The organism is Halobellus sp. GM3, assembly GCF_052545375.1.
This window is the reverse complement of the sequence record NZ_JBQWLT010000003.1, coordinates 139,780-164,458: the sequence shown is the minus strand read 5'-3', so window position 1 is coordinate 164,458 and position 24,679 is coordinate 139,780. Positions and strand designations below refer to the sequence as shown.

21 protein-coding genes are annotated in these 24,679 nt (G+C 67.5%); 7 read left to right on the top strand and 14 right to left on the bottom strand.

The annotated features are described in order from the left end of the window. Window positions 1–417: 417 nt before the first annotated feature. The 6 genes from ACT3HL_RS06225 to rdfA all read right to left on the bottom strand — a co-directional run bounded on the left by ACT3HL_RS06225 (window position 418) and on the right by rdfA (window position 7,999). On the bottom strand, window positions 418–2,073 hold the full coding sequence (locus ACT3HL_RS06225; RefSeq protein WP_445085948.1) for a hydantoinase B/oxoprolinase family protein: 1,656 nt from the start codon (window positions 2,071–2,073) through the stop codon (window positions 418–420). Next, window positions 2,070–4,085 carry a hydantoinase/oxoprolinase family protein gene (locus ACT3HL_RS06220; RefSeq protein WP_445085947.1) on the bottom strand — a complete coding sequence of 672 codons (2,016 nt, stop codon included), beginning with the start codon at window positions 4,083–4,085 and terminating at the stop codon, window positions 2,070–2,072. Before ACT3HL_RS06220 ends, ACT3HL_RS06225 begins: the two co-directional genes overlap by 4 nt. Before the next feature lie 249 nt (window positions 4,086–4,334). After that, window positions 4,335–5,399, bottom strand: coding sequence for an amidohydrolase family protein (locus ACT3HL_RS06215; protein WP_445085946.1), 1,065 nt, complete (start codon window positions 5,397–5,399; stop codon window positions 4,335–4,337). A gap of 164 nt (window positions 5,400–5,563) precedes the next feature. Further along, complete coding sequence (locus tag ACT3HL_RS06210; protein ID WP_445085945.1) at window positions 5,564–5,887, bottom strand: Rieske 2Fe-2S domain-containing protein; 324 nt, start codon at window positions 5,885–5,887, stop codon at window positions 5,564–5,566. 475 nt (window positions 5,888–6,362) lie between these two features. After that, entirely contained in the window at window positions 6,363–7,130 is a 768-nt protein-coding gene (locus tag ACT3HL_RS06205) for an IclR family transcriptional regulator domain-containing protein (protein WP_445085944.1), read from the bottom strand. Between the two features lie 248 nt (window positions 7,131–7,378). Further along, window positions 7,379–7,999, bottom strand: coding sequence for a rod-determining factor RdfA (rdfA, locus tag ACT3HL_RS06200; RefSeq protein WP_445085943.1), 621 nt, complete (start codon window positions 7,997–7,999; stop codon window positions 7,379–7,381). Between the two features lie 318 nt (window positions 8,000–8,317). Here rdfA and ACT3HL_RS06195 point away from each other — a divergent pair, with 318 nt between their 5' ends. Then, the gene (locus tag ACT3HL_RS06195) at window positions 8,318–10,276 is read left to right on the top strand and encodes an oxidoreductase (protein ID WP_445085942.1); all 1,959 of its coding nucleotides are present in this window, start codon (window positions 8,318–8,320) and stop codon (window positions 10,274–10,276) included. A 43-nt stretch (window positions 10,277–10,319) separates the two neighbouring features. Here ACT3HL_RS06195 and ACT3HL_RS06190 read toward each other — a convergent pair whose 3' ends face one another. Continuing rightward, window positions 10,320–11,138, bottom strand: coding sequence for a mycofactocin-coupled SDR family oxidoreductase (locus tag ACT3HL_RS06190; RefSeq protein WP_445085941.1), 819 nt, complete (start codon window positions 11,136–11,138; stop codon window positions 10,320–10,322). 114 nt (window positions 11,139–11,252) lie between these two features. On the opposite strand from ACT3HL_RS06190, the gene ACT3HL_RS06185 reads away from it, so the two are divergent. Together ACT3HL_RS06185 and ACT3HL_RS06180 are read left to right on the top strand one after the other, a co-directional pair. Next, entirely contained in the window at window positions 11,253–11,558 is a 306-nt protein-coding gene (locus ACT3HL_RS06185) for an antibiotic biosynthesis monooxygenase (RefSeq protein WP_445085940.1), read from the top strand. Between the two features lie 35 nt (window positions 11,559–11,593). Next, window positions 11,594–11,899 carry a hypothetical protein gene (locus tag ACT3HL_RS06180; RefSeq protein WP_445085939.1) on the top strand — a complete coding sequence of 102 codons (306 nt, stop codon included), beginning with the start codon at window positions 11,594–11,596 and terminating at the stop codon, window positions 11,897–11,899. A 49-nt stretch (window positions 11,900–11,948) separates the two neighbouring features. Here the strand turns inward: ACT3HL_RS06180 and ACT3HL_RS06175 are convergent, their stop codons facing one another. From ACT3HL_RS06175 to ACT3HL_RS06145, 7 genes are all read right to left on the bottom strand, one after another. Further along, window positions 11,949–12,773 (bottom strand): mycofactocin-coupled SDR family oxidoreductase, encoded by an 825-nt coding sequence (locus tag ACT3HL_RS06175; RefSeq protein WP_445085938.1) that lies wholly within the window; start codon window positions 12,771–12,773, stop codon window positions 11,949–11,951. A gap of 7 nt (window positions 12,774–12,780) precedes the next feature. Next, the gene (locus tag ACT3HL_RS06170; RefSeq protein WP_445085937.1) at window positions 12,781–13,605 is read right to left on the bottom strand and encodes a mycofactocin-coupled SDR family oxidoreductase; all 825 of its coding nucleotides are present in this window, start codon (window positions 13,603–13,605) and stop codon (window positions 12,781–12,783) included. 23 nt (window positions 13,606–13,628) lie between these two features. Further along, complete coding sequence (locus ACT3HL_RS06165; RefSeq protein ID WP_445085936.1) at window positions 13,629–14,447, bottom strand: mycofactocin-coupled SDR family oxidoreductase; 819 nt, start codon at window positions 14,445–14,447, stop codon at window positions 13,629–13,631. A 22-nt stretch (window positions 14,448–14,469) separates the two neighbouring features. Continuing rightward, on the bottom strand, window positions 14,470–15,294 hold the full coding sequence (locus ACT3HL_RS06160) for a mycofactocin-coupled SDR family oxidoreductase (RefSeq protein WP_445085935.1): 825 nt from the start codon (window positions 15,292–15,294) through the stop codon (window positions 14,470–14,472). Window positions 15,295–15,313: 19 nt separating this feature from the next. After that, window positions 15,314–16,135 carry a mycofactocin-coupled SDR family oxidoreductase gene (locus ACT3HL_RS06155; RefSeq protein ID WP_445085934.1) on the bottom strand — a complete coding sequence of 274 codons (822 nt, stop codon included), beginning with the start codon at window positions 16,133–16,135 and terminating at the stop codon, window positions 15,314–15,316. Window positions 16,136–16,432: 297 nt separating this feature from the next. Then, window positions 16,433–17,551 (bottom strand): AAA family ATPase, encoded by a 1,119-nt coding sequence (locus tag ACT3HL_RS06150; RefSeq protein WP_445085933.1) that lies wholly within the window; start codon window positions 17,549–17,551, stop codon window positions 16,433–16,435. A gap of 127 nt (window positions 17,552–17,678) precedes the next feature. Further along, entirely contained in the window at window positions 17,679–19,703 is a 2,025-nt protein-coding gene (locus tag ACT3HL_RS06145) for a VWA domain-containing protein (protein ID WP_445085932.1), read from the bottom strand. Window positions 19,704–19,808: 105 nt separating this feature from the next. Between ACT3HL_RS06145 and ACT3HL_RS06140 the strand changes: the two genes are divergently transcribed. The 4 genes from ACT3HL_RS06140 to ACT3HL_RS06125 all read left to right on the top strand — a co-directional run bounded on the left by ACT3HL_RS06140 (window position 19,809) and on the right by ACT3HL_RS06125 (window position 24,679). Further along, on the top strand, window positions 19,809–21,773 hold the full coding sequence (locus ACT3HL_RS06140) for an oxidoreductase (RefSeq protein ID WP_445085931.1): 1,965 nt from the start codon (window positions 19,809–19,811) through the stop codon (window positions 21,771–21,773). Next, entirely contained in the window at window positions 21,773–22,942 is a 1,170-nt protein-coding gene (locus ACT3HL_RS06135) for an FAD-binding protein (RefSeq protein ID WP_445085930.1), read from the top strand. The genes ACT3HL_RS06140 and ACT3HL_RS06135 overlap by 1 nt, the downstream gene beginning before the upstream one ends. Continuing rightward, on the top strand, window positions 22,939–24,252 hold the full coding sequence (locus ACT3HL_RS06130; protein ID WP_445085929.1) for an FAD-dependent oxidoreductase: 1,314 nt from the start codon (window positions 22,939–22,941) through the stop codon (window positions 24,250–24,252). The genes ACT3HL_RS06135 and ACT3HL_RS06130 overlap by 4 nt, the downstream gene beginning before the upstream one ends. A gap of 136 nt (window positions 24,253–24,388) precedes the next feature. Beyond that, the gene (locus tag ACT3HL_RS06125) at window positions 24,389–24,679 is read left to right on the top strand and encodes a ferredoxin family protein (RefSeq protein ID WP_445085928.1); all 291 of its coding nucleotides are present in this window, start codon (window positions 24,389–24,391) and stop codon (window positions 24,677–24,679) included.

Sequence of the window (24,679 nt, the reverse complement as noted above, 5' to 3'; positions counted from 1 at the left end):
CGTGCGAGTGGCGTTCCTTCGTGTGGCCCGGTGACGCTAATCAATCACCGCCAGATAATAATTGAGATATCAGGGTAGATTCCATTTAAGTAAATTCGTCCACATACTGATCCACTATCGTAGATTCGATTTTATGCTATAAAAGACATTTTGTCAGAATTATATTTTGTCATTCGAGTAGTATTATTTTATATATTAAATGTAGTAGCTATTTACGAAAAGACAGTTATGAGTCCGCCGCCGATCCGCTCACGAAAACGTGCGGGTAGTCAAGTGCTATCGGCACGCACGCCGACGTCGGCGGACGGTTTCAGCGCTGTCCCCTGGGGCGTACAGCGGCCGCGCGTTCCCGGTCGGTCGCGACGTCCCGGACGCAACATCCCGGACGCAACGTCCCCGGTCGGTCGCGGGTCACTCCTACAGTTTCCCGTCTCGTCGGTCGGTCTCGCGCGCGCCCGGGTCGCGGTCGCTCGGCGGACCGTGGCCGCCGCCGCCCGGGGTTCGGACGGTGATCGTGGTCCCGGCGGCGACATCGGTGGTCGTCTTCGCGCCGACCGGGACGCCGTCGAGGAGATTCTCGCCGCGGGATCCGTCTTCGCCCCCGGAGATCCCGCGCGGTCGGTTGCGGCGCCGCTCGGTGAGAAGCGACACCGTCGCGTCGCGCGCGACTGTCAGCGACCGCTCGACTCCGAGACCGCCGCGGTGTGCGCCGTCGCCCCCGGTCCCGGGACGGAACGCGTAGCGCTCGACCGTGAGCGGGTACGTCGCTTCCAGCACCTCGACCGGCGTGTTCAGCGTGTTGGTCATCCCGACCTGCGCGCCGTCGATCCCGTCGGTGTTCGCCGTGGCCCCGGCGCCGCCGCCGATCGTCTCGTAGTACGCGAACTCGCCCTCGCGTGAACCGACGATGAGGTTGTTCATCGTGCCCTGTCCCTGCGCGGGGACGCGCTCCGGCACCGCGTCGGCGAGCGCCGCGAACACGACGTCCGTGACGCGCTGGCTCGTCTCGACGTTCCCGCCGACGACCGCGGCGGGCGGGTCGGGGTTCAGGATCGATCCCGCGGGTGCAGATACGGAGATCGGATCGTAACACCCCTGATTCGGGGGGATATCGGGGTCAGTCAGACACCGGACGACGAAGTAGACCGCGCTCTTAGCGACCGCGAGCGGCGCGTTGAGGTTCCCCGGGACCTGCTCGGCCGTCCCCGAGAAATCGACGTCGACCCGAGCGCCGTCGACGGTGACCGCCACGGCGATCGGGATCTCCGCGTCGTCGGCCGCGTCGGCCACGCCGTCGCCTTCGAGGACGTCTCGGGCCGCGTACGTCCCGTCCGGGATCGTCGAGAGCTCCGCCTTGATGCGGTCGCGCGAGTATTCGATGACCGCGTCGAAGGCGTCGTAGACGGTGTCCCCCCAGCGCTCGAAGACGTCGCCGAGCCGTTGTGCCGCGCGCTCGTGCGCTGCGAGCTGGGCGCGGACGTCGGCGCGCCGTTCAGCCGGCGTTCTGACGTTGGCGAGAAAGAGCGCGAACACGTCCTCGACGATGTCGCCGCCGCGGACGAGGCGCACGCCCGGCAGGCGAACGCCCTCCTCGTAGATCTCGCGCGCGCCGGCTGGCATACTCCCCGGCGTGGAGCCGCCGACGTCGGCGTGGTGGGCGCGCGAGACGGCGTAGCCGACGATGTCGTCGCCCGTCGCGCCGTCATACCCGGACGCGTCGGCGTCGGCGGCCGGCGCGAGCGGCGAGACGAGCGTGACGTCAGGGAGGTGCGTTCCGCCCTCAAAGGGGTCGTTCAGCGCCCACACGTCGCCGGGTCGGGGACCGCGCTCCCGGATCGCGTCGACCGCCTCCGGCATCGCCCCGAGGTGCACGGGGATGTGTTCGGCTTGAGCGATCATCCGCCCGTCGGCGTCGAAAAGCGCCGTCGAACAGTCCTGTCGCTCCTTGATGTTCGGCGAGTACGCGCCGCGAATGAGCACGTCACCCATCTCCTCGGCGACGCCTTCGAGCTGATTTCGCAGGATCTCGAGCGTGACCGGGTCGATCCCGGCGCCACCGGTCGGCCCCGTCATCGCGCCCCTCCCGTGAGGACGAGCGCTCCATCGGAGCGCACGGCCGCGCTCCACTCCGGAGGTACCACGGCCGTGCTCTCGGCTCCTTCGATCACGGCGGGGCCGTCGATCGACCTGCCGACCGCGAGCCCCGAGCGCTCGAAGACGGGGATGTCGGCGCTCTGTCCGTCCTCGAAAAACGCGCGCCGCGTCCCCGTCCGCGCCGGGCCGTGGGCGTCGCGATCGAGATCCGGCGCACGCCGCGGCGTCGTGGCGGACACGCGGAGGTTCACCAGATCCACGGGGTCGTCCATCCGGTACCCGTACGTCTGCGCGTGCGCCGCGTGGAAGCGCGCTTCGACGCGTTCGGGGTCGAACGGGTCGCCGACCTCGACAGGAAGCTCGAAGCTCTGCCCGACGTACCGGAGGTCGGCCCGTCGCCGGATCACGGCCGAGTCGGGATCACGGGCGTTCGACCGCACGTCGGCTTCGAGATCGCGGTACCGCTTCTCGACGCGCTCCGGGTTGGCGTCGCCGAGCGCGGCGCGGTGCGTTCGGACCGCGTCGTGTTTCTCGTCGGCTGCGAGGAGTCCGAACGCCGAGAGCACGCCGCTGGCCGGCGGGATCACGACCGTCTCGATGCCGAGACCGGTCGCGAGCGCGCAGGCGTGCATCGGGCCGGCCCCGCCGAACGCGACGAGGCCGAACGCTCGGGGGTCGTGTCCGCGCTCGACGGTCGCAGAGCGGATCGCCCGCGCCATCGTCGCGTTCGCGACGCGATAGACGCCGCGAGCCGCCGCCACCGGGCTCGAAAGCCCCGCCTCGTCGGCGAGGGCGGCGAGGGCGTCGTGCGCCGCACCGGCGTCGAGCGCAAGTTCGCCGCCGAGTCGCGTGTCCTCGCCGATGTACCCGAGGACGAGGTTCGCATCGGTGACGGTCGGTTCAGTCCCCCCGTTACCGTAACAGGCGGGGCCCGGATCGGCACCGGCCGATCGCGGCCCGACTCTGAGCGCGCCGCCGGCGTCCACCCAAGCCACGGAGCCGCCGCCGGCGCCGACTGTCGTCACGTCGACCATCGGCGTCCGGACCGGCAGCCCGTCGATCTCGGCGTCGGTCGTCCGCTCGGCCTCGCCGTCGCGAACGAGGCTCACGTCGCTCGACGTCCCGCCCATATCGAAGGTCACGAGGCCTTCGAGGTCGCGCTCGTCCGTCAGCCCGCCGGCAGCGGCGCTCGCGCCGACGACGCCCGCGGCCGGCCCCGACATCGCGGTCGTGACGGCGTGCCGACGGACCGTCTCGACGTCCGCGACGCCGCCGTTCGACTGCATCACGAGCGGCTTCGGTACCTCCGCGTCCGCGGCGCGTCGAGCGAGCTGGCCGAGGTAACGGTCGATCTTGGGAGTGACGTACGCGTCGACGACCGTCGTCGACGTCCGCTCGTACTCGCGGAACTCGGCGAGCACCTCGTGAGAGGCGGAAACGGGAATCTCGAGTTCGCGTTCGAGGATTTCGGCGATCCGCTTCTCGTTTTTCGGGTCCGCGTAGGCGTGAAGCAAGGACACGGCGACGCTTTCGGCGCCGGACTCGCGGATCTCTCCCGCGACGTCGCGGACCGCCGCGTCGTCGACGGCGTCCTCGACACCCGCAGGGGTCGTCCGCTCTGCGATCTCGAAGCGGCGCCGACGGGGGACCAGCGGCTCCGGCCGTTCGGCGTCGAGGTCGTAGAGGTCGGGTCGGTCCTGTCGACCGAGTTCCAGCACGTCCCGGAACCCCTCGGTCGTGACGAGGGCGGTCTTCGCGCCCGCCCGTTCCAACAGCGCGTTGACGGAGACGGTCATCGCGTGCGTGAACTCCCCGACGTCGGCCGGATCGATCCCCGCCTCCGAACACGCTTTGCGGACGCCGTTCAGCACCCCCACGCTCTGCTCGTCGGTACTCGGGACTTTCGCCGTCACGAGCCCGCCGTCGGTCGCGAGAACCACGTCGGTGAACGTCCCGCCGACGTCGGCCCCGAGTCGGATTCGACCACTCATACCGGGCTATCTCTCCCGCGTTGATTTAAGCGTGGGTAGGTTCGGCGCGAGGCGAGACGGAACCGCGGCTTCCCTCTCGCCGCGTGTCGAGAATAGACACAAGATATCGCAGCGTTTGCAACCGACTTCTCAGCCCACCGGTGAACGGTCGCGTGCGGGGAGACACACAAACGAGACGGTATTCCGCTGCTGCGAGAGGTATGGATATCGTACCAGTTCGAAACCGTGAATCGCCGGTGGAACGCCTCGTTAGATCCCGAAGAGCTCTCGGGCGTTCTGCTCGAAGATCTTATCCTTCTGCTCGTCGGTCAGCCCTTCGACGTTATCGACGGCCGCGGGGGCGTCGAAGTCCTGGTGGGGGCGGTCGGAGCAGTAGATGAGCTGGTCTTCGAGATCCGCTCGCTCGATGAGGTCGACCACGTCGATCATGCTCGTCGCCTCTTCAGGGAGCGGCTGGGTTCCGTAGTAGAACTCAGAGAGGTACTCGCTGGGGAGCTTCGAGAGGTCGGCGAACTCGCTGGAGCGCTCGAGGTACTCCCGGTCGAGCCGTTCGGCCAGCGCCGGGACCCACGAGAGGCCGCCCTCCCAGAAGCCGAAGTCGACGTCGTACCGCTCGGGGATCCCCCGCTGGATCAGGCTGTTGGCGTGCCACATCTTCGGGATCGTGTGCGCCAGCGTGTGGAACTCCGCGAAGTTCGTGGGCTGCATGCCCGCGATGGGGAACCCGGCGACGATGCCGGTCGTCGAGTGCAGGATGATCGGAAGGTCGTGTTTCTCGGCGGCCTCGTAGATCGGCTCGTAGCTCCTGTGACCCATCGGGAACGTCGGTCCCACGTCGGTGATCATCGCGCCGACGACGCCGTCCTCGTCGCCGTAGCGTTCGATCTCCGCGGCGCTCGCCTCGGGGTGGTTCCCGGCGATGTAGAGCTTCGCGTAGTACGTCCCGTCGCCGCGGGCGAACCGGTCGACCGTGAGGTCGTTGAACGCCTGCATGTACGGCACCTGCTTGTCCTGGGCGGGGATCGTCGTCATCCGGAACTGGCCGGGGGAGAAGACGACGGTGTCGATGCCCAACTGCTCGCGGATCGAGTCGACGTCCTCGGCCGACTCGATCCCGGGCGAGTGGATGTTAATCTCGGTTCGTCCGCCGGCGCTGCGGTCCCAGCCGTCCCACTGGACCGGCCCCCAGTCTTCGGGGCCCGCGAGGTAGCCCGCCTTCTCGTTTTCTCGGGTCTCGTCGTCCGCGATGTACTCGCGGATGTCCGCCCCGGACTCGCCACTGTGCCACTCGCCATCGATTACCGTGTGGTCCATATTGGCTCACTCGAAGGACCGGAACTTAATACGTGCGGTTCCGGCGAGGCGACGCGTCGACTATAGTATCGTTTGCAACTGATTGCACAGCCGACCGCACGCCGTCGTGCGGTCGAGTGTGTCAAGACTTGCAAACGCTACTATAGGTTACGGGAGCGGCGCCGCTACAGTTTGAGGCTGACGTCGGTCCCCTCGACGACGACCTCGTACGTCGGGACCACGTCGTCGCCCTGCACGTGCTCGCCGGACTCGATGTCGAACTGCCAGCCGTGCCACGGACAGTACACGCAGTTCTCTTCGACGCGCCCGTTGCCCAACGGCCCGCCCTGATGCGGGCAGACGTTGCTGAGCGCGTAGTACTCGCCGTCGACGACGAACAGCGCGATCTGCTCGTCGTCGACCTCGACGATCAGCGAATCGCCCTCCTCGATCTCGTCTACGTCGGCGACTCGGTGAAGCGTCGTGTCGTCTGCGGTCGTGTCTGACATACGTTGCCGGAGGGAACCCACATATAATATCCTTTCTCTCCCGGACGATGCTATCGGTATCTACGGGAGGTGTGCGAGAACTTGTGTCAGAGTCCCACATTCATCTCGATGAATCCGGCAATACCGGAGTAACAGGGAGAAGCGAGAGGGAGGAGCATACATAAGTCATAACATCCGTACATTTGTTATCGGATGTGCGTGTGGTAAGTATAGTTGAATATCCGAGTCGACGCGGACCGCATCCACTCGCGACCGAGGCAGTGATATCGACCGATGTCCGCGAAACCGGTACGTTCCCAGTGAATAATTATCAAGATATGGGACAGTGTCCGGCAATACCGGAGCAATAGGATCCCGACTGCCGACCGCTTCTGCGTCGCTCGGCGCGGGAGAAACGAGAACAACGAATACCACCGGCCTCAGCCGCGATCGGTCGTCGCCACCGGCGCAGCACTGGTGATCGACTGCGTCGACGCTATTCGATTTCAGTGCCGAGTTTGAGTTCGATCTCGTTGATCGCGCTGCGGAGCGGCGACACGACGTCCTCGTCGAGTCGCGGGTCGTTCACCCGTTCGCCCGGTCCCGAGACACTGATCGCGCCGACGACCGATCCCTCGTGAAATATCGGTCCGCCGACCGCGCGGACGCCCTTCGTGGCGTCGTTCGTGTTTACGGCGTATCCCCGGTCTCGGATCGCCTCGAGTTCTGCGAACAGCTCTTCGCTGTCGGTGATGCTGGCTTCCGTCCGACTCGGCAGGCCGTGTCGCTCGATGATCTCTCGGACCCGCTCTTTGGGGAGGTGTGCGAGAATCGCGCGACCGGACGCCATATAATGGAGGTGGCGGTACGATCCGACGCGCGCGAGCGTCGGGACCGCGTTCTCCCCCATCTGTCTGTCGAGGACGACCGCCATTCCCTGGTCTTCAGTGACGAGCCACGTGGCCTCTTTGGTCTCTTCGGCGAGCGTTTCGAGCGCTGAGGCGCCCTTCTGGACGAGTTGCTGGTTGTTGCGCGCGTACATCCCGTGATCGAGGAATTTCAGACCCGGCTCGTAGGCCCCGCCGACGCGGGTGACGTAGCCCAGCGCCTCCAGACTCGACAGGTAATCGTACGCCGTGCTCTGCGGAAGGTCCGTGTAATTCGAGACCTCACGAAGGCTGGCACCGTCGAGCTCCTGCAGCGCGGACACGATCGCGAAGGCCCGCGAGACCGATTTGACTTCGACGGATCCGGTGTTCGACATTGCCTACCGTAGGCGGAGGACTGGCATATCAGTTGTGCAGCGACGGACGGCCGAAACGGACGGCGATCGCGGGTAATTGTTTGTGAGTTGATCTCTTTTCTCAGATGGAATGCGAACTATCGTCCCGAAAATGGTTAAGAATGAGGCGGTGCTATGCTATTCGTATCCGGTCCGTTCAAAGAATTAGTGAGTAGAGTTCGGATAGAATTCCTAACGGATTATATATAATAGTATATGTTCATTTCTGATCACTCCGAAGCGACCGATTCGCACTCGCATCCGCCGCGGTCGAGCAGTTCCGTGACCGAGTAGCTCTCGCCGCAGTCCTCACAGAGCACCTGCAGGTCCAAGATAACCGTGAACTCCCCGAGCGAGAGCTCGCCGGCGTTACGCAGCTGATCGAGGTTGTTCTCGGCGACGGCGACGAGGCGGCTCTGGAGCCGCTGGACCGTCGTCCGTACCGACTCTATTCGATCCGCCGGGGTCCGCTCTTTCGAGGCTCCACGGAAGTCGGTCAGATACGTGTGGATCGCCTGATGGGAGACGAACTCGGACCGGAGCTCCTCGGGGTCGATCCCGTGGTGTTCGAGGGTCGCCTCCGCGTCGACGCGCATCCCCGCGGTGACGTCCTCCTGTGAGAGTAGTCGATAGAGGTTCGCGACCTCGCCGTCGAGGGGGTCCTCGCCGGCCGCCTTGAGCCGCTCGTCTAAGATGTTCCGATTGAACCAGTCAGCCAGCGAGCGGAGGCTCTGGCTCTCGCGACCTCGTCCCAGCCACCGGTCCTCGAGCTCCTGGCCGACGTCCGTCATCTCGTACTCCTCGATGAGCCGTCCGACCTTGCTTCGCGTGGGATCCGGGGTTTCGGCCATACCTGCAGTTTGCCCGTCGCTCGTTTTAAATATGTCAGTCTCGGCGGCGCCGACACGTCGATTGCACGGGTAGCCTCCGACTACTCAGGGACTCACCGTGCGTAGGGGTTCTCGCTGGACGAGGCGGCGAGAATCGACGGGGCAGGTACACTGCTCCCCAGCAGCCGGCCGCCGAACCGGGCCACCGAAATTCGGTCCGGGATATCGTGCGCGTACCCGGTGGCGGACGGCCCGCTCAGGGCCACGCCTCGCCGGGGTCGCCCGGATGTCGCCCCGACGTGCGCTATCTTCAAGTGACATTACTTGCTACGTATTGGCATGTCTCTCTTCGATCCGGGGACGATCGGTGCCCTCCAGATCCCGAACCGCGGCGTCTTCCGGCCGGTACGGACGCGATTCGTCGACGACGGCCGACCGACGGACGAACTCGCCGCCCACCTCGGCGCTCGCGCCGCCGGCGGTGCCGGTCTCGTGATCGGCCCGGCACAGATGCTCGTTCACTCGTCCGCGAGCGGGCCGGCGTTCCTCGATGCGTACGACGAAGCCGCGGTACCCGGACTGGAATCCGTCTCCGAGGCGGTCCACGCCAACGGGTCGAAGATCATCGGACAGCTGACGCACACGGGAGCGGAGGACCGAGGCGACTGGGAGATGCAGGCCCAACTCGCGCCCTCCGCGTCCCCCTCCGACGCCGCCTACGAGATGCCGAAGACGATGACGGAGGCGGACATCGACGCGGTGCTCGCGGGGTTCGCCGCCGCCGCGGAGAACCTCGCTGACGCCGGCTTCGACGGCGCGGAGCTCGCCGCCGGCCCGTTCTCGGTGCTCCGGCAGTTCCTCTCGCCGCGGTACAACGCCCGCGAGGACGAGTACGGCGGCGACTGGGGCGGGCGGGCGCGCTTCGTCAACGAGGCGCTCGAACGTGTCAGTGGATCCATCGACGGGCCGGTCGGCCTGCACCTCTCGCTTGCGGAGCTGGAGTACGGCGGCTACGAGTTCGGCGACCTCCCCGACCTCCTCGACGCGCTCGACGGCTTCGATTACCTCTCCTGTACCGTTGGATCGCGAGCGACCTACAATCAGACGCACGCGGGCGTCTCCGCGTCGGCACCGGCGCTTCTCGACCCCATCGAGACGGTCGTCGAACGGGTCGACGCCCCCGTGGTCGGGAGGCTGCCGTTCACCGCCCTCGACGACGCCGACGACCTCCTCGACGCCGGCGTCGACTTCGTGAGCTTCACGCGGCAGCTCCTCGCGGACGCCGAGACGCTGTCGAAGGCCGACTCGGGGGCGCGCTACGACCGCTGCATCCAGTGCAACCAGAAGTGCTTGGAAGCCGTCTACGGGCACGCGCACGGCGGCCACGTCGAGTGCGTCGTCGCCCCGCGGACGGGCCGCGAATCGGAGCTTGCGGCGCTGTCGGAGGTCGAGCCCGCGGCGCTCTCACAGCGCGTCCTCGTCGTGGGCGGCGGCCCCGCCGGTCTCCGGTTCGCCGCCGTCGCGGCCGAGCGCGGCCACGACGTCACGCTCAGGGAGGCGAGCGACAGCCTCGGCGGACAGCTCACGACCGCCGCGCAGGGACCGCTGGAACCCCTCGGTCGCGCGATCGAAGATCTCGAAGCCGCCGTTCGCGACGCCGGAGTGTCCGTGGAGACGGGCACGCCGGTGGCCGCCGCCGACGTCGGACCGGACTGGGACGCCGTCGTCGTCGCGACGGGGGCGAGCCGTCCCGGCGAGGAACTGGACGACTTCGAGGGCGAGGTCGTGAACGCGTTCGAGCTCCTCGACGCCGGTGGGGACGGCGGTGACACCGCGGGCAACGGCGATGGTCTCGCGGTCGACGTCGGCGACGACGTGCTCCTGTACGACGACAACCGCTGGGTGATCACGGTCCAAGCGGGGCTCGCGCTGCTCGACCGCGCGGAATCGGTCGAGATGGTCTCGCGGGACCACTACCCCGCGTTCCGGACCGAGCAGCCGAACCTGCCGGGGTTCGTCGCGGCGCTACAGGCCGGCGGGGCCACGTTCACGGGGAACCGCGCGCTCGATGCGGTCGACGCGGACGGCACCGCGACGCTCCGGAACACGCTGACCGGCGAGACCGAGACGCGGACGCCGGACACGGTGGTGGTCGCCGGGCGCCGCCGGGCCGACGAGGGCCTCTATCTCGAACTCGACGAGCGGCGCGACGACGTCTACCGCGTCGGAGACGCCGTCTCGCCGCGGAAGCTCGATCGGGCGTACTACGACGGCGAACTGCTCGCTCGCCGCCTGTGACTCTCTCGGCGGCCGTTCCGCTCGGCTGTCCCAGTCGCTCCGCTCACTTCGCCGTCATTCCGGCGTCGACCGGGAGGACGGCGCCGGTGACGTAGCGGGCGGCGTCGCTGGAGAGCCACAGGAACGCCTCGGTCACGTCCCGCGGATCGACGAGCTGTTCGTCGAGGACGTTCATCGACCCGCTGAGGTCGGAGACAGAGGCGAGCGCCCTCTCGCCTTCCGTCTCCAGGATACCGTCGATCATCGGCGTGTCGACGCCAGTCGGGGCGACCGCGTTGACGGTGACGTCGTACGCGGCGAGTTCGAGTGCGAGCGACTTCGTCAGGCCGACGAGGCCGTGTTTCGCGGCCGCGTAGTGGCCCGATCCCTTCGCGCCGACGAGGGCGGAGGTCGACGCGGTGCTCACGATCCGTCCGCCCTCGCCGTGCTCTCGGAAGTGTTTCCCGACGTGTTTCGCACACAACCACGCGCCTTTGAGGTTCGAGTCGACGAGTTCGTCCCAGCGCCGCTCGTCCATCTCGACGAGATCCGTGACGTTCCAGATGCCGGCGTTGTTCGCGAGAATGTCGATCCGCCCGAACTCGTCGACGGCGGCCTCGACGGCGGCCTCGACTTGGCTCTCCTCGCGGACGTCGACGCGGCGCGCGAGCGCCCGTTGACCCGTATCCTCCACGAGACGGACCGTCTCGGCGAGGTCGCCCTCGGTCGCCAGCGGATACTGCGACGTCTCAATCCCCCGGCTGACGTCCGTGACGACGACATCCGCGCCGTGCTCGGCGTACGCGACGGCGTGGGAACGGCCCTGCCCGCGGCCGGCCCCGGTGACGAACGCGACCTGGCCGTCGAAATCGTAGATCGGCACGGCCGCGTATCGGGCGCGCCGTCGCAATTAGCTTGCGGTGGCCCATTCGGCTTGCGGCCGCCAACTCGGGTTCTGACCCCAATTTATTTCAACGCGCCAAGAGATCATCCGGGTATGATCGTCGTTCACGCGAACTTCCCGATCGCTCCCGACCGGCGCGAAGACGCGCTCGAACTCGCCGAGATGCTCGTCGAAGCGTCGAACCGAGAACCGGGAGTCATCGAGTACCGTGCGACGACGGACGTCGTCGACGAGAACGTGATCCGATTCATCGAACGATACGAGGACGAGGACGCGTTCGCGGCGCACACGGGGACGGAGCACTTCCAGAAACTGGAGGCGCAGCTCCCGGACCTCCTCGGCGGCGACCCCGAAGTGATGCGGTACGAGGTCAGCGAGGCGGTGGAGGTCGAACTGTAGCGACGGCCCCGCGAGATATCCCACTGGTGACACCGATGGCAACCCTCGAAGAACTGCTCGCCTACGTCGTCATCGGTCTGTTCGGAACGAACGCGGTCCCGCACTTCGTTCAGGGGATCACCGGAAAGCGGCATATGACCCCGTTCGGCTCCGAGTCCAGCGCCGTCACGAACGTGCTGTGGGGGAGCGCGAACGCCGCCGTCGCCGGCGTGCTCGGGTGGCTGTACCGGGACGCGGTCGCGTTCGAGACGCTCGCCGTCTCGTTCGTCGCGGGCGTCGCGCTCGCTGTGGGACTGGCGTCGTTCTGGAGCGCGGAGAACCCGACGTTACCGTGGGAGTGACTGGTGGGCGCCGAGATGCGGGATACGATTCCCGCGAGCGGGAATCGCGCTATTTGATCGAGAAGCCGGCGTCGACCGGGAGTCCGATGCCGGTCACGTAGCGTGCGGCGTCGCTGGAGAGCCACATGTACGCCTCGCTGATGTCACTCGGCTCGATGCCGGGGTCCTCGGTGTCGAAGAGGTTGAACGGCCCCGACAGTTCACCCATCGACCCGAGCACCTCCTCGCCGTAGGCCTCCGTCATCCCGGTGATCATCGGCGTGTTCACGACCGTCGGACAGACCGCGTTGACGTTGACGTCGTACTCGGCGAGCTCGAGCGCCAGCGTCTTGGTCATCCCCAGCACGCCGTGTTTCGCGGCCGTGTAGTGGCCCGCGCCGGGCGAGCCGACGAGTCCCGCCGTCGAGGAGGTGGAGACGATCTTGCCGCCGTCGCCGCGCTCGACGAAGTGCTTGCCGACGTGTTTTGCGGCGAGCCAGACGCCTTTCAGGTTCGTGTCGATCATCTCGTCCCACAGCGCCTCGTCCATCTCGACGAGGTCGGAGACCGTCACGATGCCGGCGTTGTTCGCGAGGATGTCGATGCGGCCGAACTCGTCGAGGGCCTCCCCGACGGCGGCCTCGACTTGGCTCTCGTCGCGAACGTCCATCTGGACCGTGAGGGCCTCTTGGCCCTCGTCCTCGACGAGCGACGCCGTCTCGTCGAGTTCGTCGCCCGTCCCGAGATCGTACGGGACCGAGTCCATATTCCCGGCGATGTCGGTGACGACGACGTCCGCGCCGTGTTTCGCGTAGTGCTGTGCGTGCGATCGTCCCTGTCCGTGCGCGGCGCCGGTGACGAACGCCACCTTGCCGCTGAAGTCGTATTCTACCATATTCTGTCTATTTCGCGGTGTGTCCGGTGTCTACTGGCAGCACGATACCGGTGACGTAGCGGGCGGCGTCGCTGGAGAGCCACATGTACGCCTCGCTGATGTAACTCGGATCGATGCCGGGATCCTCCGGGGAGAAGATGTTCATCGGCCCGGCCATCTCACCGATCGCCCCCAACGCTTCCTCGCCGTAGGCCTCGACCATTCCCGGGACCATCGGCGTGTTCACGACCGACGGGGCGACTGCGTTGACGTTGACGTCGTACTCGGCCAACTCGAGCGCCAGCGTCTTTGTTATCCCGACGACGCCCCACTTCGAGGCGACGTAGTGAACGATTCCGGGGTTCCCGGTCATCCCCGCCTGCGAGGTCGTGGTGACGATCTTGCCGCCGTCACCGCGCTCGATGAAGTGCTTGCCGACGTGTTTCGAACAGAGCCAGACGCCCTTCAGGTTCGTGTCGATGACCTCGTCCCACATCGCCTCGTCCAGTTCGGTCGCATCCGAGACCGTCACGATGCCGGCGTTGTTCGCGAGGATGTCGATGCGGCCGAACTCGTTGAGAGCCTCCCCGACGGCGGCTTCGACCTGGCTCTCGTCGCGGACGTCCATCTGGATCGAAAGGGCCTCTTGGCCCTCGTCCTCGACGAGCGAGGCCGTCTCCTCGAGTTCGTCGCTCGTCCCGAGGTCGTAGGGGACCGTGCCCATATTCCCGGCGATGTCGGTGACGACGACGTCCGCGCCGTGTTTCGCGTAGTGCTGTGCGTGCGATCGTCCCTGTCCGTGCGCGGCGCCGGTGACGAACGCCACCTGGCCGCTGAAGTCGTAGCTTACCATCTGTGTTTCGCTGTGCCGCCTGTTTACTTCGCGAGCATCCCGGCGTCAACGGGGAGCGCGATGCCGGTGACGTAACGGGCGGCGTCGCTGGAGAGCCACATGTACGCCTCGCTGATGTCTCTCGCCTCGATCATCCCCTCCTCGAAGAGGTTCCACGGGCCGGTCGTCGCGATCACGTCGTCGAGGACGTCCTCGCCGTAGGCCTCCATCACGCCGGAGATCATCGGGGTGTCGACGCCGGTCGGACAGATCGCGTTGACGTTGACGTCGTACTCGGCGAGTTCGAGCGCCAGCGTCTTCGTCAGCCCGACGACGCCGTGCTTGGCGGCGATGTAGTGGCCGGATCCAGGCCCGGCCGAGAGCCCGTAGATCGACGAGGTGGAGACGATCTTGCCGCCGTCGCCGCGCTCGACGAAGTGCTTGCCGACGTGCTTCGAGCAGAGCCAGACGCCCTTGAGGTTCGTATCGAGCATCTCGTCCCACATCGCCTCGTCCATCTCGACGAGGTCGCCGAAGTGCGCGATCCCGGCGTTGTTCGCGAGGATGTCGATCTTGCCGAACTCGTCGAGGGCCTCCCCGACGGCGGCTTCGACCTGGCTCTCGTCGCGGACGTCCATCTGGACCGCGAGGGCCTCCTGTCCCTCGTCCTCGACGATGCTCACGGTCTCGTCGAGTTCGTCGCTCGTCCCGAGGTCGTACGGGACCGTGTCCATATTCCCGGCGATGTCAGTGACGACGACGTCGGCGCCGTGTTTCGCGTAGTGCTGTGCGTGCGATCGCCCCTGTCCGTGTGCGGCGCCGGTGACGAACGCCACCTTGCCGCTGAAGTCGTATTCTACCATCGTCTTCGTGTCCTGTCGCGGTTCATTTCGCCGTGAAGCCGGCGTCGACCGGGAGCGTGATGCCGGTGACGTAGCGGGCGGCGTCGCTGGAGAGCCACAGATACGCGTCGGTAATCGACTGTGAGTCCTGCATCCCCTCCTCGTCGAAGATGTTCCACGGGCCCGAGAGCTCTTGGGACTCGCCCAGTATCTCCTCGCCGTAGGCCTCGATCAGCCCGGTGACCATCGGCGTGTCGATCCCGCCCGGCGCGACCGCGTTGACGTTGACGTCGTACTCGGCGAGTTCGAGCGCGAGCGTCTTCGTGAGGCCGACCACGCCGTGCTTGGCGGCGACGTAGTGCGCGTTGCCGAGCGGGATGCCCGTCATCCCCGACACCGACGCGGTGTTGACGATCTTGCCGCCGTCGCCGCGCTCGATGAAGTGCTGGCCGACGTGTTTCGCACACAGCCAGATCCCCTTGAGGTTCGTCTCGAGGAGTTCATCCCACATCGCCTCGTCCATCTCGACGGCCTCGGCGAACGACTCGATGCCGGCGTTGTTCGCGAGGACGTCGATCTTGCCGAACTCGTCGATCGCCGCCTCGACCGCCGCTTCGACTTGGGCCTCGTCGGAGACGTCGGCTTCGACGGTCAGCGCCTCCTGTCCGTGCTCTCGGACCGCCTCGGCGGTCGCTTCGAGCTCGTCCGCGGTACCGAGGTCGTACGGGACCGTCTCCTTGTTCCGGTTGAGGTCGACGGCGACGACGTCCGCGCCGTTCTTGGCGTAGTTGATCGCGTGCGATTCACCCTGTCCGTGTGCGGCGCCGGTGACGAACGCCACCTTGCCGCTGAAGTCGTAGCTTACCATTTCAGTCGCTGTCGAGTGGTTACTTGATCGTCATTCCGGCGTCGACCGGGAGGGCGATGCCGGTGACGTAGCGGGCGGCGTCGCTGGAGAGCCACATGTACGCCTCGCTGATGTCCTCGGCCTCGATCATATCGACGCCCTCGAAGAGGCTCCAGGGGCCGCTGAACGCCCCCATCTCGTCCATCATCTCCTCGCCGTAGGCCTCGGCGAACCCCGCGATCATCGGGGTGTCGACGCCGGTCGGGCAGACGGCGTTGACGTTGACGTCGTACTCCGCCAGCTCCAGCGCGAGCGTCTTCGTCAGCCCCAGTACGCCGTGTTTCGTCGCGACGTAGTGGCCCGCGCCGGGCGAGCCGACGAGCCCCGCCGCCGACGAGGTAGAAACGATCTTGCCGCCGTCGCCGCGCTCGACGAAGTGCTGACCGACGTGCTTCGAGCAGAGCCAGACGCCCTTGAGGTTCGTGTCGATCATCTCGTCCCACTGCTGCTCGGGCATCTCGGTCATATCGGCCGCGTTGAAGATCCCGGCGTTGTTCGCGAGGACGTCGATCTTACCGAACTCCTCGATCGCCTCCCCGACGGCGGCCTCGACCTGGCTCTCCTCGCGGACGTCCATCTGGATCTGGAGCGCTTCCTGCCCCTCGTCCTCGACGAGCCGCGCGGTCTCCGCGAGGTCGTCCTCGCTGCTGAGGTCGTAGGGGTTCGACTCGATGTTCTCGCAGATGTCGGTGACCACGACGTCTGCCCCGTGTCTGGCGTAGTGCTGTGCGTGCGACCGTCCCTGCGCGCGTCCGGCGCCGGTGACGAACGCGACCGTCCCGTCGAAATCGTATTCTACCATGGGTGTTCCTCCGGGGACAGCGCCTACGTGATCCGTGCTATCTGTCCCCGTATGAAGATGATTCTCACCTACCATAAGAATGTGGGATGGACAACTATAGACCGTGATGTATGACGGATGGCTGCCGCTCGGTGCCGGACGAGCGGAGGGACGCCGCCGACATCGAGTGATCGGTCAGACCGCGGTTACGTGGGGACGACCGAGAATCGACCGCGTCGCGTCACACTGACTGTTCTCACTGTGTCCCGGCGAGCGTCGTCAACGGGGTGAGCGCCCACCAAAACGAGACGAGAACAATCAGTCCTCGAGTCCGAGTTCGCGCCGCACGTCGTGGAACGCGCTCATCACGTCCTGTTCTTCCTCCTCGAACGGGAGGCGCTGGAGGCGGTGCTCCAGCGCCATTCGGGCGACACGCCGGACCGTCCGGACCGACACGTCCGACTCGCCCTCGAACGCCGCGAGGGTGCGGGCCGCGCGTCGGAGCGTGATGTCGCCGCGGTGACCGTCGACGTCGAGTTCGATGTTCACGCCCGCGATCAACCGCGCGACGTCGTCGCCGAGGGACACGTCCGGGAGCCGCCGGGTAGCCGCGACGATGTCGTCGCGGAGGTCCGCCTGCCGGGACTCGTATTCCGCGCGGAAGCCCTCGGGGTCGGCGTCGAACGCCGACCGCCGCTGGCTGATCTCCACGCGGTCGTCCACCTCGTTGACGCCCTCGACGTCGACGACCAGTCCGAACCGGTCGAGCAGCTGCGGGCGGAGGTCGCCCTCCTCGGGATTCATCGTCCCGACGAGGATGAACTCCGCCGGGTGGCGGAACGAGACGCCCTCGCGCTCGACGATGTTCTCGTCCATCGCGGCGGCGTCCAAGAGGACGTCGACGATGTGGTCGTCGAGGAGGTTCACCTCGTCGACGTACAGGATGTTCCGGTTGGCGTCCGCGAGGATCCCCGGCTCGAACTCGCGTTCGCCCTCCCTAACGGCGCGTTCGAGGTCGATGCTGCCGACGACGCGGTCCTCGGAGGCGTTCAGCGGGAGGTCGACGACCCGCATCTTCCGGCTCTCGGTCGGCAGGTCCTCGCCGGCGTCGACGCGCTCGCGACACTCCTCGCACATCCGGTCGCGGTCGTCCGGCGGACAGCCGTACGGGCAGTCGGTGACGACTTCCCGCGTCGGGAGCACGTCCGCGAGCGCCCGGACGGCCGTGGACTTGGCCGTCCCGCGCTCGCCCCTGATGAGGACGCCCCCGATGGCGGGGTTGATCGCGTTGAGGACGAGCGCGCGCTTCATCGCCTCCTGATCGACGACGGCGGTGAAGGGGAACGTCTGGCCCGTGGACTCCTCCTCGTGTCCGTGGGCGTCACTCGACTGTGCATCGCGCGGTGTGGTCTCAGCGTGTGTGTTGTGGTCTGTCATAGGGTGTCTCCTTCGGGGGTTTCGCGTCCCGCGGTCGTCCGTGTTCGGTCCCGTCGGTCGTCGTCCAGCCGCTCCGTTCTCGTCTGTCTCCTGCCCGCCCGCCCTCGCGTCGCCGGTCGGCGCCGAGTCACGCCGACTGCCCCTCCGATTCCGTCTCGGTCGGCAAGTCGGCGTCGCGCGGGAGCTCCACGAGCGGCAGGTAGTCCGCCCCCAGCGTCTCCGCGAACGTGAGGTTCCGCTCGAAGCGCTTCCGCTTGATCCGCCGGGCCTTCTGGTCGGTCCAGATCTCGTCGGGCGTCGTGTCGAGTTCGTAGCCCGTGTCGACGAACACCGACGGGATGTCGTCCTCGGCGAACAGCGCGGCCGCGCGGAACGCGTCCTCTCTCGCGTCGCCGTCCTCGCGGTACTCGACGTTCGACTGGCCGTCAGAGAGCACTACGACCAGCGGGTAGAGGTCCTGATCGCGGCGTCGCTCGCGCTGGACGAGCCGGTACGCCTCGACGAGTCCGTGCGCCAGCGGCGTGTTGCCGCCGACGGTCAACCGCGAGACGGCGTCGCGCGCCATCCGGTGGTTCCGCGTCGGTTCGACGAGCGTGAACGCGTCCTCGCCGCGGAAGACGACGACCGCGACGCGGTCGCGCGCACGGTAGGCGTCCTCGACGAGCGAGAGCAGGCCGCGCTTTGTCTCCATCATCTGCCGGCCGCTCATCACGCTCCCGCTCGCGTCGACAACGAACACGACGAGCGCCCGCGCGGTCCGCTCGCGGATCTTCTGCCGGAGGTCCCGCGGCTCGATGACGAGGCCGCCCTGGCGCCCCTCGGACGTGCCTCCGTTCACGTCGCCCTCGCGGCGACGCTTCTGGTGGGGCGCGGCCGCCCGAACGGTCGCGTCGATGGCGACGTCGTCGACGTCCTCGCGGATGCGCGAGCGGACGTATCGGCCGCTCCGGACGTCGACCCGGGACGGGGTCCGCCGCGCGAGCGCCTCGCGCATCGTCCGGTCCCGGTTCGGTTCGATCGCCGTCGAGTCGACGGTGTAGGACTCCTCGCCCTCGGCGATCGGGATCCCGCCGGCCCCCGTGTCGACGGAGTCGTCGCCGTCGGGGTCGCTCTCGTCGTCTTCGTCTCCGGCCTCGGGCTCTTCGTCGTCGCTGCTCGAGAGCACGCCCTCGCCGAAGTTCATCTCGGCGACGCCCTCGACGCGGTGCGGGAACGCGAAGTACTGCGCCTCCGCCACGTGCGCTTTCGTCGCCTCGTCGTCGCCGTCGAGCGCGGTGAGGGTCCGCGCGATCCGCTCGACGGCGATGTCGGCTCGCATCCCGTGTGCCCGCTGTCTGAGCGCCTCGTAGGAGGCGTCTCGGAGCAGGTCCTCGTCTACGCGGACTCCGTCGACGCGGCGTCTGGCGCGTCGAAGGCGCGACTCGACCGCGCGCTGCTCGTCGCTGTAGGCCGCCCGGAACGCCGCGGGGTCCGCGTCGAACCGCTCGCGGCGGGCGGCGATCTCGACGCGCTCGTCGACGTCGTCGCTCGCGGCGACGTCGACCACCACGTCGAACCGGTCGAGCAGCTGGGGGCGGAGGTCCCCCTCCTCGGGGTTCATCGTTCCCACGAGGACGAACTCCGCCGGATGCCTGACGGAGACGCCCTCGCGCTCGACGACGTTCTCGCCCATCGCGGCGGCGTCCAAGAGGACGTCGACGATGTGGTCGTCGAGGAGGTTCACCTCGTCGACGTACAGGATGTTTCGGTTGGCCGCCGCGAGGATGCCGGGGTCGAACCGCTGACTTCCCGACCGGACCGCGCTCTGGAAGTCGATGCTTCCGACGACGCGGTCCACCGAGGCGTTCAGCGGCAGGTCGACGACCCGCATCTGCCGGCTCTCGGTCGGCAGGTCCTCGCCGGCGTCGGCGCGCTCGCGACACTCCTCGCACATCCGGTCGCGGTCGTCCGGCGGACAGCCGTACGGGCAGTCGGTGACGACTTCCCGCGTCGGGAGCACGTCCGCGAGCGCCCGGACGGCGGTCGATTTCCCGGTCCCCCGCTCTCCCCGGAGGAGGAGCCCGCTGACCTTCGGGTTGACCGCGTTGACGAGCAGCGCTCGCTTCATCGCGGCCTGATCGACGATTGCGGCGAACGGATACGACGCGTCCATGACAGTATCACACAGATGACGGGGAGTCTTATACAAGTATCGCCGGCACCACCACCGGCACCGGTGTCACCGGAGGTACATCTTTATTTCCGCCCGCCCAGTACAATGACAGGCAACGACACACAACTTATGCCAGACATGCTCTTCACACCGAGGCGGATCGGCTCGGTCACCGTCCCGAACCGGACGGTGTTCCTCGCTCACGAGACCGGGTTCGCCGAGGACGGTCTCCCGACGGCGCGCGACGCCGCCTACTACGAGGCGCGAGCGCGGGGCGGCGTCGGACTCATCATCGGACCCTCGAGTATGCTCGTCCATCCGAGCGCGTCGAATCCGATGTACGCCGCGGGATACGATCCCGAGGTGGTACCGCGGCTCGAACGGATCGCCGACGCCTGCCACCGGCACGGAACGAAGGTGTTCGCACAGCTCCAACACACCGGCGGGGAGGACACCGGCGAACACGCGATGCGGGAGACGTGGGCCCCCTCGGCGGTCCCCTCGGAGTTCGGCTACGAGATGCCAAAGCGGATGGAGCGCGGGGACATCGAGGAGGTGAAACTCGGGTTCGCGAAGACGGCCGAACACGTAAAGCGCGGCGGCCTCGACGGTATCGAACTGAAAGCCGGCCACGACGGCGTCCTCCGGCAGTTCATCTCCCCGAAGTACAACCGGCGTACCGACCGCTACGGCGGATCGACCGAGAACCGCGTGCGGCTGATAAACGAGGTCGTCGAGGCGATCCGCGACCGCGTCGGCGACGACTTCCCGGTGGGGATCCGCTTCACGCTCGATGAGATGGAGGACGGCGGCTACGACTACGACTACGCCGTCGAGGTGATGCGGCGGTTCCACCCGAGCGTCGACTTCATCGACTCGGACATCGCCACCATCTCGAAGCTCCACATCACCGACGCGCCGATGCACGCGCCGCTCGGGTACACTTCCGAGTACTACGGCGCGGCGCGCGAACTCCTCGATATCCCCGTCATCGCGGCCGGGCGGATCAACGACCTCACGAAGGGCAACGACATCCTCGAGGAGGGCCGCGCGGACTTCATCGGGATGTGCCGACAGCTGATCTGCGACGCCGACACGGTGCGGAAGGTCCGCCGCGGCGAGGACGAGGAGGTCACTCACTGCATCGCGTGCAACCAGAACTGCCTGGGCGGCATCCACACCAAGGGCCACGTCGGCTGCATCCAGACGCCGCGCTCGGGACGCGAGACGAAGATCCCGCACGTCGAAGACGTCGAGAGCGCGCCCGACGCCCGCCAGGTCCTCGTCGTCGGCGGCGGTCCCGCGGGGCTCTCCTTCGCGGTCACGGCGGCGGAGTTGGGCCACGACGTGACGATCCGCGAGCGCGAGGACGAGCTCGGCGGCCAGTCGAACATCGCCACGCAGGTGGACTCGAGACAGGAGTTCGGCGACGCCGTCCGCAACCTCCGCAATCAGCTTGACAACCGCGACGTGGTCGTCGAGACCGGCACCGAGGTCACGCCCGAGACCGTCGCGGACGAGTCTTGGGACGAAATCGTCGTCGCCATCGGCGCCGAGGAGAAACAGCCGGCGCTCGCCGGCCCCGACGTCCACCGCTCGTGGGACGTCCTCCGCGGGGAGTCGGTCGGCGACAGCGTCGTCGTCTTCGACAACAACAAGCACGCGGCCGGCGTCAGCGTCGCGCAGTACCTCCTCGACGGCGGGCACGACGTGACCTTCGTCACGACCTCCTATCACCCCGGAGATCAGCTGGAGGGGACGAACGTGCCGCCGTTCCTCGAAGCGCTGTACGAGAACGACGTCGACATCGAGACGCACACGACGATCGTCGGCTTCGAGGAGGGGACCGCCCAGCTTTTGAACGTCTACTCCGAGGAGATGCGCAGCGTGGAGACCGACTCGCTCGTGGTCGCAGAGCGCCGCGAGGCGCGAACCGGGCTCGCAGACGCGATCCGCGCCGAGAGCGCCGATTCGGCGGCGGTCCACCGCATCGGCGACTGCGTCGCGCCGCGGCTGATCGACAAGGCGATCTACGACGGCGAGATGCTCGCACGGGAGCTGTCGGCGTGATGAGCGAGATACTCGTCGTCCCCGAGGCCGACGACGTCGCGCTGCTCGAAGAGGCCCACCGCATCGCGGAGGCCCTCGGGGGCGACGACGGCGGCACTCGCGACGGCGCCGGCCGCCCGTCGGTCGTCGCCGTCGCGTTCGAGGGCCTCGTCGACCCCGAGGAGTTGGCCGCCGGGAGCCCCGACGAGATCGTCCACGCGGTCCCCGAGGGGGACGCCGCGGACGGGGGCGGATCCGCCTTCGAGGCCGGTGCCGCCGGCGTCCGATCGCGCGCGGCGGCGCTCGCCGCGGTGGCTCGGGATGTCGAGGACGGCGGCAGCGGCGGTGACGACGGCGGCCGCGTCCGGGCGGTGCTCCTCCCGGACACCCCGGACGGCGCCGACCTCGCGGCGGCGACCGCGAGCCGCCTCCGGAGCGGCTGTGTCACCGACTGCCTGCTCCGGGTCCGAGACGGTGAACTCTCGGCCGGGCGGGCGGCGTACGGGGGGCGAGCCTACGCGGAGATCGACTTCGAGCGCGAGCCGCCGGTCGCGACGCTGAACCGGGAGGCGCTCGGGACGCCGTCGGCGCCGGCGACCGGATCGCCGACCGTCCGAACCGTCGAGGTCGCCGTCGAACGCGACGACCGGGTCCGTCACGTCGAGACGGTCGACGTGCCCGAGTCCGACCTCGCGAAGGCGCGGCGCATCGTCGCCGGCGGCTTCGGGCTCGGCGGCCCCGACGGGTTCGGTCTCGTCGAGAACCTCGCGGAGTCTCTCGGCGCGGCGGTCGGGGCCTCGCGGCCGCCCGCCGACGAGGAGTGGGTCCCCTACGACCGACAGATCGGCGTCACCGGCAAGGAGATCGACGTGGAACTGTACGTCCCGCTGGCCATCTCGGGGGACTCTTACCACATGCGGTCGGTGAACGCCGAGTACCTGATCCCGATCAACAGCGACCCCGACGCGCGCATCTTCAACTTCGCGGACGTCGGGATCGTCGGCGACGCCTACGAGTACGCGCCGGCGCTCGCCGACGCCGTCCGCGCGGCGGTCGGTGAGACAGACGAGGCGGACGCGTCAGACACGGGTGACGAGACTGGCGAAGAGACAAATGAGACGAACGAAGAGACTGAGGAGGTCGCAGACGAGACGAGTGAAGCGGCAGACGAGACCGAGGTGACAGAATGACCGATACGGACTTCGACGTGGTCGTCGTCGGCGCGGGACGCGCCGGCACCGCCGCGGCGTACAGACTGGCGACAGAGGGGATGGACGTCGCGCTACTCGAACGCGCCAAGCAGCCGGGGATGAAGAACGTCACCGGCGGCGTGCTCTACGGGAGCATCCTCGACGACCTCGTTCCGGAGTTCCCCGACGAGGCGCCGCTGGAGCGGCACGTCGTCGAACACAACATCAAGCTCCTGCACGGGGACGCGGAGGTCTCCGTGGGCTATCGCGACCTCGCACTCCGCGAGGAGCCGAACCACACCCTGCTGCTCGGGAAGTTCGATCGGTGGTTCGTCGATCGCGCGGTCGAGGAGGGAGTCGTTTTCCTCCCGGAGACCACCGTACAGAACGTCTCTCAGCAGCCGGATCACGCCGTCGTTCACACCGATCGGCGCGACGGCGACCTGACCTGCCACGCGGTCGTCGGCGCCGACGGCGTGAACACGACGGTCGGCCGAGAGACCGGCATCCAACGGACGATGCGAAACGAGGATATGGCGCTCTCGGTGAAGAAGGTCGTCGACGTCGGCCGCGAGCGGATCAACGAGCGGTTCACCCTCGACAGCGGCGAGGGCGCGGCGTACATCTACACCGGCTTCCCCGAGGGCGCGCCGACCATCGGGTACTTCATCTACACGTTCGAGGAGTACATCTCCGTCGGCGCGGTCGGCGGCTTGGAGACGCTCCGGTGGCTCGGCGATCAGGGCTACGGCGAATCGGGAACGCCGCTGTACGCGCTCTTAGAGGAGTTCATGGAACTCGACACGGTCCGCCCCTACGTCGAGGGCGACGCGGTCGAGGAGTACCAGGGGATCTTGATCCCCGAACACTCCTACGACACGCTGCCGGAGCGGTACAGCCGCCGCGTGGCGCTCGTCGGCGACGCCGCGGGACTCGTCCTCAACAAGGGGTACACCTTCCGCGGACTGGATTACGGCATCAAGAGCGGCCTCGTCGCGGCCGACGCCGCCATCGACTGCGCGCGGGACGGCGACTGGGACGCCTTCGGCCGCCGGTACGACGACCGACTGGAGGACTCGTACGTCCTGCAGGACATGAAACAGCACCGGCACCTGCCGGAGTTCCTGAAGAACGAGCGGATGTACGGCGCATATCCCGGTATCGCGGCCGAGACGCTGCGGGGGATGTACTCCGCCCGTAGCGACGCCGAGGGCCTAACGTGGAAGCAGGCTTACCGCGCCTTCCGCCGGAGCGACGCCGGCGTCCTCGACCTCCTCAAGGACGGGTACCGGGGGTTCCGGTCGCTATGATCCGGATGCGGCCCCCGACCCCCGAGTCGATGACCCAAAGAGCAATGCGCGTTCGCACCGACAGTGCAGACGAACCCAGAGCTATGTATTCACATACCACACAACGGCAGACGGCGAGCAGCGGAGGAACCGACCGATGAGCGTGCAGGACGATCTGGAGACGGTGAACTGGGACGTCAGCGAGGACGCCCACATCACCGTCGACAACGACTACTGCGTCACTTGCGAGGACAAGCCCTGCCTGCACCTCTGTCCCGCGCAGTGTTTCGACTACCAGGAGGATCAGAAGGGCGGCATCTACTTCGCGTACGAGCCCTGCGTCGAGTGCGGCGCGTGTATGGTCTTCTGCGCGAACGACCCCGAGAAGGGGGCCGTCTCCTGGTCGAAGGCGTCGGGTGGCAAAGGTGTCGAGTTCGACTTCGGGTGA